The 6542-nt window shown below is 39.5% G+C and carries 6 protein-coding genes and 1 riboswitch; of the genes, 5 read left to right on the top strand and 1 reads right to left on the bottom strand.

Annotated features, from left to right (window positions below):
* The 3 genes from VJ786_RS14845 (at nucleotide 1) to VJ786_RS14855 (ending at nucleotide 3281) form a co-directional block, all read left to right on the top strand.
* Nucleotides 1–1737: a helix-turn-helix domain-containing protein gene (locus VJ786_RS14845; RefSeq protein ID WP_336557981.1), complete on the top strand. Its 1737-nt coding sequence runs from the start codon at nucleotides 1–3 to the stop codon at nucleotides 1735–1737.
* 122 nt (nucleotides 1738–1859) lie between these two features.
* On the top strand, nucleotides 1860–2540 hold the full coding sequence (locus tag VJ786_RS14850; protein ID WP_099367036.1) for a hypothetical protein: 681 nt from the start codon (nucleotides 1860–1862) through the stop codon (nucleotides 2538–2540).
* 326 nt (nucleotides 2541–2866) lie between these two features.
* Nucleotides 2867–2960: riboswitch (SAM-I-IV-variant riboswitch) on the top strand.
* 57 nt (nucleotides 2961–3017) lie between these two features.
* On the top strand, nucleotides 3018–3281 hold the full coding sequence (locus VJ786_RS14855; RefSeq protein WP_099367037.1) for a 5-oxoprolinase: 264 nt from the start codon (nucleotides 3018–3020) through the stop codon (nucleotides 3279–3281).
* Between the two features lie 77 nt (nucleotides 3282–3358).
* Here VJ786_RS14855 and VJ786_RS14860 read toward each other — a convergent pair whose 3' ends face one another.
* Entirely contained in the window at nucleotides 3359–4456 is a 1098-nt protein-coding gene (locus VJ786_RS14860; protein ID WP_099367038.1) for a DUF2891 domain-containing protein, read from the bottom strand.
* 66 nt (nucleotides 4457–4522) lie between these two features.
* Here VJ786_RS14860 and VJ786_RS14865 point away from each other — a divergent pair, with 66 nt between their 5' ends.
* Entirely contained in the window at nucleotides 4523–5209 is a 687-nt protein-coding gene (locus VJ786_RS14865; protein ID WP_099367039.1) for a DUF937 domain-containing protein, read from the top strand.
* An 87-nt stretch (nucleotides 5210–5296) separates the two neighbouring features.
* Complete coding sequence (locus VJ786_RS14870) at nucleotides 5297–6319, top strand: threonine aldolase family protein (protein WP_099367040.1); 1023 nt, start codon at nucleotides 5297–5299, stop codon at nucleotides 6317–6319.
* The last annotated feature ends 223 nt before the right edge of the window (nucleotides 6320–6542 follow it).

Here is a 6542-nt window from a genome sequence, read left to right on the forward strand (position 1 = left end):
ATGTTTAAACGCGTAATTTTAATATTTTCTTTTCTTTTAACTCAACTGTTTGCCGTCATTACACTTCATGCAGCACAGACCAATGATAGCCTTGCCAACCTATCCTTAGAGGAGTTGATTTCCAGAGCAGATAAATACGATAATAATGTGTATCTGACCTATGCAGAAAAGAAAAAATGGTCTCCTGCAGAGCAGTTGAGCTTGTATCAGGTACATGCCAACCGATTAATTAACGAGGGAGACCTAGATGCCGCCTTAACGTATTTTAGAAAATTGGATTCCTTAGGCAGTTTGTACAATGATCCCTTTTCCCAGTTTGTGGCCAAGCTCAGCATCGGTGAAATCCATTATAGACAGAAGGACTATGCGGAAAGCAAAATTGCTTTTGAAGCCGCTCAGCCTTTTATAAAAGAGTTTCCAGAAGGGGTAGACCGCATATTAGCAGCGAGCGAATATTCCTTTTTCTATTACTTGAACGGGAAATTCGAACTTTACATCAAGGAGTTGGAAGCGAATAATGCGAAACTGGATAATCTGTTGAAGTCATCTAAACTGGAAGCAACGGACCGGAACTATATTCTTCTTTCCAAAGCCACTTTAGATGTTTTTTTGGCAAGGGGCTATTTAATGAATGAATCTTTCGACAAAGCAGAATCTGCTTTGGCTAATGCAAGAAGGATCATTGATGAACATTTTCCGGATGAAAGCTTACTGACGGATGTTCAGCAGGAATTGGTGCAAGGAGAACTTTATTTTTTCAAAAAGGATTTTAAAACGGCCATTCCATATTTTCAGAAAATAGTGAACCTGGAAGAGACCAGTTTTAAGGAATTCCAATATATGGCTAAGGTTTTCCTGGCCATCAGTTACTATCAGTTAAAAGATTATGATCAATCCCTGAAATTTGCCGAGGATGCGGTTGGACAGAAAATCCAGGTTGCAGACTATATCGACTATGAGATGGAGGCGCTACGCTATGCCTATCTTTCCAGCAAGGAATTGGGGGATATGGATAAAGCCCAGCAATATTCGGCTATATTTTTGGAGCAGGATGAAGCCTTGAATGATACCAAACGATCCAATTTCGTGAATTCTATCATCAATAACCTAGAGGTAGGGAAATTGAAGGATGACCTGCAGGAAAAAACGAAGGTGAATTCAAATTTACGGTATGTATTGATCGGGCTTGCGGTGTTGATTATCCTCTTGACTGTGTATGTTATTTATCAAAGACGCATGCATAAAGAGAATAAAAGAAGGATCGAGGAGTACATGGACAAACTGGAACGGGAGAAAACTGAACCGAGGAAAGAAATACGCGTGGAAGAAAAACCTGCAGTGGAAATTGATGCTTCAGAACCTGTAGAACCAATAGAGCCAGACGAGCGAAGTATTAGGCTTTTGGAAAAACTTCGATTGTTTGAGGAAGGAGAATTGTTTACCGATCCTAAAATGAGCCTTTCTTATTTGGCGAGCCACTTGGAAACGAATACCATTACCCTTTCCAAACTGATCAATACCTATAAAGAGATGAATTTCAATGATTATATCAATGGCTTAAGGATTAAATATATTATTGAAAAGATCAAAAACGAACCTAAATTCGAACAATATAAAATCAGCTATTTGGCGGAAGTAAGTGGGTTTTCTTCCCATAGTATTTTTAGCAAGGCATTTAAAAAGAGTACAGGATTTACACCTTCCCAATTTTTGGATTATTTGAAAGAGGATCGATAAGTGTTTGTGTATTAGGACTGTGGGTGGGTTGGTTTGCGCAATTATATAATTCAACAAAGCCTTTCTTAGTATAAACAATTGATGTGGTTTACCTTTAGGAAGCGAATCATAAAATCATTAATATGTTTATATCAGTAAGACAATTAGAGGAAGCTGCATTTGCTGCAGATCATTTAGTAAATCCGGTTAACGGTAATAATCCGATGGTTTTGGTGTATTATAGAAATTATACAGCCACCGCTTTCTTTACCGGATATACCAAGAAAGCAGGAGCAGTTTATTTGGATAGCACTACGAATAAGAGGATTTCAAAAAGTAAATGGACGAACGAAATGAAAGTCTTTGCTTTGGAAAAAGAAAAATTGGTGCCCGCTGCTCCTCATACCATGAAGCCTACAATTTTTGGCTATATCATGATGCTGGCTGTGGTCGGATTCTTTGGCTATATGGCTTATGATTCATTAAAACCAGCTAAACCGATTCCTGCGGAATATACCGCACTTTTGAAAGAACCAAAGGCAGGGGATATGTATTATGGTCGATATGAGCAGATGGAACCGGGTGAACGAGTGGCTAGAAAGGCGGGTTTCGGATGGTTTAAGGTGCTGAATAATCAGAATGGTAATATTGTGGTGGCATTGAATAAACATATGAGCAGTAATCATAAACCTTCCAAGGATATGGATCAGGTGGATTTTGAGGAAACTGGTAAATTGGTTAAGATTCAATCTCAGGAAAGCTATGAATTAAAATTAAGGTCTGAGGATAAGACGTTGGAGTTTTATTTTACGGAGAAGAAGTAGGGGGATTTTAGATGATAGATGATAGATGATAGATTTTTGACCTTTCTCGTCATTGCGAGGAACGAAGCAATCTTCCTTCATGTCATGCTGAGCGAAGTCGAAGCATCTACGTTTGGTACCCAGTACAGATCTTTCGACTTCGCTCAGCATGACATACTCGTACAGATCCTTCGACGATGCTCAGGATGACAAAGTCCATAGATTGCTTCGTTCCTCCCAATGACGGGAAGATTGCTTCGTCGTGCCTCCTCGCAATGACGCATTTATACCCATACCATAATCAAAAAAAAAATTTTTTTGAAATCCCAATAATATCTACTAACTTTGTAGAGTATTCAGAATTGCAAAAGCAATACCAACCGAGTGTAGACACCGCGGTGGTGAAATAATACGGGTTTCCTACCAAAATAAACGAAAAGGAACAACACCCCAAAATTTCTGGATGCAAGGATGGTTTAATTTTTAAACAAGAATTGTATGTCAAACACAAAAGAATTTCAACAACACTTAGTGGAGCAGTTCCACCATTACAGTACCCAAGAATTGGTGGTATTGAACAATGATTTAGTACAATCTAACTGGGGGAGCAGTAAAACTGCCTTTCGCAGTGCACTATTAACGACTCTCTCTAAACGAGGCATAGATCTATCTGCAATTATCCATAGTTTGGATGGATTTACGCAAATCCAGCGGGTGGCCGTCCGCCTCGAGGCTAATAAATTAGTTCCCCTGGATGCATAACATGTTCTATAGGCAGTAGGTCAACGACTTACTGCCGTTTTTTTAATAACTATTCACTTATTTTATAGATAGCTCACTTATTTTATAGATAGCGCATAAAGGGCAAAAGTACCCAGCCAATGTGTTCCCATATAATCATCCTGTTTGGATATATTTGGGATGGAGAAAGCAACGTGCGCATGTGCTATTTGGTTCAGGTGTTTTAGTGCTGGAAGTTTTAAGGCAATACCTTTCAAACAGGCAGCACGACTGTAATTTAAGCCATCCAGATGCACCAGTTTTCCATCGGTTCGATCTTTTACAATGGCAGGTTCAAGCTTGAAGCTGCTATCATAAAGTTCGGGCATAAAAGTCTTCAACCAAGCATCATAGGCCGAACTCTCCATGATCTTGCTCATCAGAAAGGCTTCTTCTAAGCAAGGGGATAGGAAATCATATCCGGAAGGTTCATAAGCCAGGTTACAGTTTTTATCCTGATGGTAAAGACGCTCTGCATTCTCAGATATGCTTTTTATAAAATTCTGATTGTTAACTGTTTTAGCATAATCTAAGGAAAGGGATAGTCCAAATGCAGAATTATCATGTTGTCCTGCTCGGATAGGATAGACCAGTTTTGGAAGGTATTCCATGTAACGCTGTACCAAAAGATCCACTAATGGCTGTAGGGCTTGTTCCCATTTTTTGGCGTCGGCATCCTCCCAGGTATGTAACTCCTCCTGCAGTTTGAACAACCATGCCCATCCATAGGTCCTTTCAAAATTCAGGTTGTTCTTATCTTCAAAAAAGGCTTTTTCAACCTGTACATTTTCCGGTGTAATATGGGCATTCAATACCTTCCTAATGGCACCATCGGTATCCAATTCCGGGAATTCTTTCATCAACTTGACGATCGACCAATAGCCATGAACCGAAGAGTGCCAATCAAAACAGCCATAGAAAACCGGCCGTAAGGATTTTGGGGTTTTAAGATCGGCATCCGATCCGATAACCTGGCCTAATTTATTCGGATATTCGATCTGTAAACAATGGGTAGGTAAGGAAAAAATAGATTTGGCAATATCTGCATTCAATTTGATCTCTTCAACGTTCGCCGGCTCTTCTTTTTGTTGGTTGTTTTGACAGGCTGTAAACAAAAATGTACAGCATGTAAAAAATAAAAGACGGGTTTTATTCATGATATGTATTTGGCTTTATATTTGATTTATAAATGTAATATTTATTAACAAAAAATAAACTAAAACATGAACATTACAGATTTAATTTCCGGCGGGATTGGTTCTCAAGCCGTTGAAGGTATTTCCCAAAAATTAGGGATTGATAAAAATCAAACACAATGGGTTGTTTCTGCAGCCATTCCTTTGATGATGTCTGCATTGAACTATAATGCGCAGAAAAGCCCTGAACAGGCACAAGGTATACAAAATGCAATCGATACAAAACATAGCGGAGGAATCTTTGATAACTTGGCCGGATTGTTCAATGATGGTCCTACAGAAGATGAAGACAAGATCGTAAACCATATGTTCGGAAGAAATACCGAAAATGTGAAAGAATCATTATCCGAAAAATCAGGTATCAGCATTGGTAAGATAGGTGGTATCTTGGCTTTATTGGCACCATTGGTAATGGGATACCTTGGTAAGAAAAAACAACAGGATGCTGGTGCTGGTTCTTCCGGTGGTGGTATCGGCGACTTGCTTGGTAGCATCTTAGGTGGCGGTGGCAGCAATACCAACGCTTCTGGAGGTGGTTTAGGTGATTTGATCGGTAGTGTTCTAGGTGGAGGTGCTGCTTCCAATACCCAGTCTACTCAGCCAAATATTTCCGGTGGATTAGGCGATCTGGTAGGGGAGTTCTTCAACCAAAAAAATGATAAGGGAACCAAGGGAAGTATTCTAGATAGCTTAGCAGGCATGTTTGCCAAATAAGACGATCTAATAAATTCAATTAATACAAAGAATTAGGCCGTATCCACTCTATGGATATGGCCTAATTTGTTTTTATTATTTTTGGACATGGAAAACAGAATAAGCTTTAAGAATGACTATAGCGAAGGTGCTCATCCCGCCATTTTATCGCTCCTGATGGATACTAATTTTAACCAGGAGCCTGGTTATGGCGAAGATAGTCTGAGTAAGGCCGCAAAGGATAAAATTCGAGAAGCCTTGGGGAAATCGGAAGCAGAAATTTTTTTTGTTGCTGGTGGTACCCAAGCCAACCTACTATTGATCAGCCATCTATTGAAGCCCTATGAGTCGGTAATTGCAGCCGATACAGGGCATATTGAAGTGCACGAAACAGGTGCCATCGAGTATACCGGACATAAGATAAACTTGGTGAAGAATATTGCAGGCAAGCTCACGGTACAGGGGATTGATGATGTAGTTAGTTTACATACCGATCATCACATGGTGAAACCGAAACTGGTTTATCTTTCCCAAACGACAGAATTGGGAACCGTTTATAAGAAACAGGAAATTAAAGAGATAGCGGATTATTGCAAAAGCAATAATTTATTCTTGTATGTAGATGGTGCCCGTTTAGGTGTTGCCTTGACCTCACCCTACAATGATTTGAGTTTAGCCGATCTAGCTGAATTAACGGACGCCTTTTATATTGGAGCGACCAAAAATGGGGGACTATTGGGAGAGGCTTTAGTATTCAACAGGCCCGAATTGGCAGAAGGCTTTCCCTATACCTTAAAACAGCGGGGTGCGCTGATGGCCAAGGGCAGATTATTGGGTGCCCAATTTTTAGCCCTTTTTTCCGATAACCTGTATTTTCAACTTGCAGAGCATGCAAATACCCAGGCCATGCGATTGGCCAAAGCTTTCGAAGCTAAAGGTTATGCTTTTGCCAGCCAACCAGAAAGTAACCAACTGTTTCCCATTTTGCCTGTGGAGCTGATTGAAAGACTACAACAAGATTTTGAATTTTACGTTTGGGAAAAGCGATCATCGGAAGAAGCTGTAGTTCGCTTGGTCACCTCTTGGGCAACGGATCCAAAAGATGTAGAAAAATGTATGCTAACCCTATGATTTCGCTATGAAATCGTGGTTTAAATATGGTTAAAGTATGTTTTTAGTAACTAAACATACAAAAAGCATACTTTCACCATGCTTTCACCCTACTTTCAGTACGAATAAAAACTGTCTTGTCCTTATATAGCTATACAGATTATTGGTTTAATTCTGAATTGATTATACAGGCAAATTTGGTAATACTATATGTACTATACAAACTCTTTCTTCACTATTGGAT

The sequence above is a fragment of the Sphingobacterium tenebrionis genome (assembly GCF_037126265.1).
Taxonomy (GTDB): domain Bacteria; phylum Bacteroidota; class Bacteroidia; order Sphingobacteriales; family Sphingobacteriaceae; genus Sphingobacterium; species Sphingobacterium tenebrionis.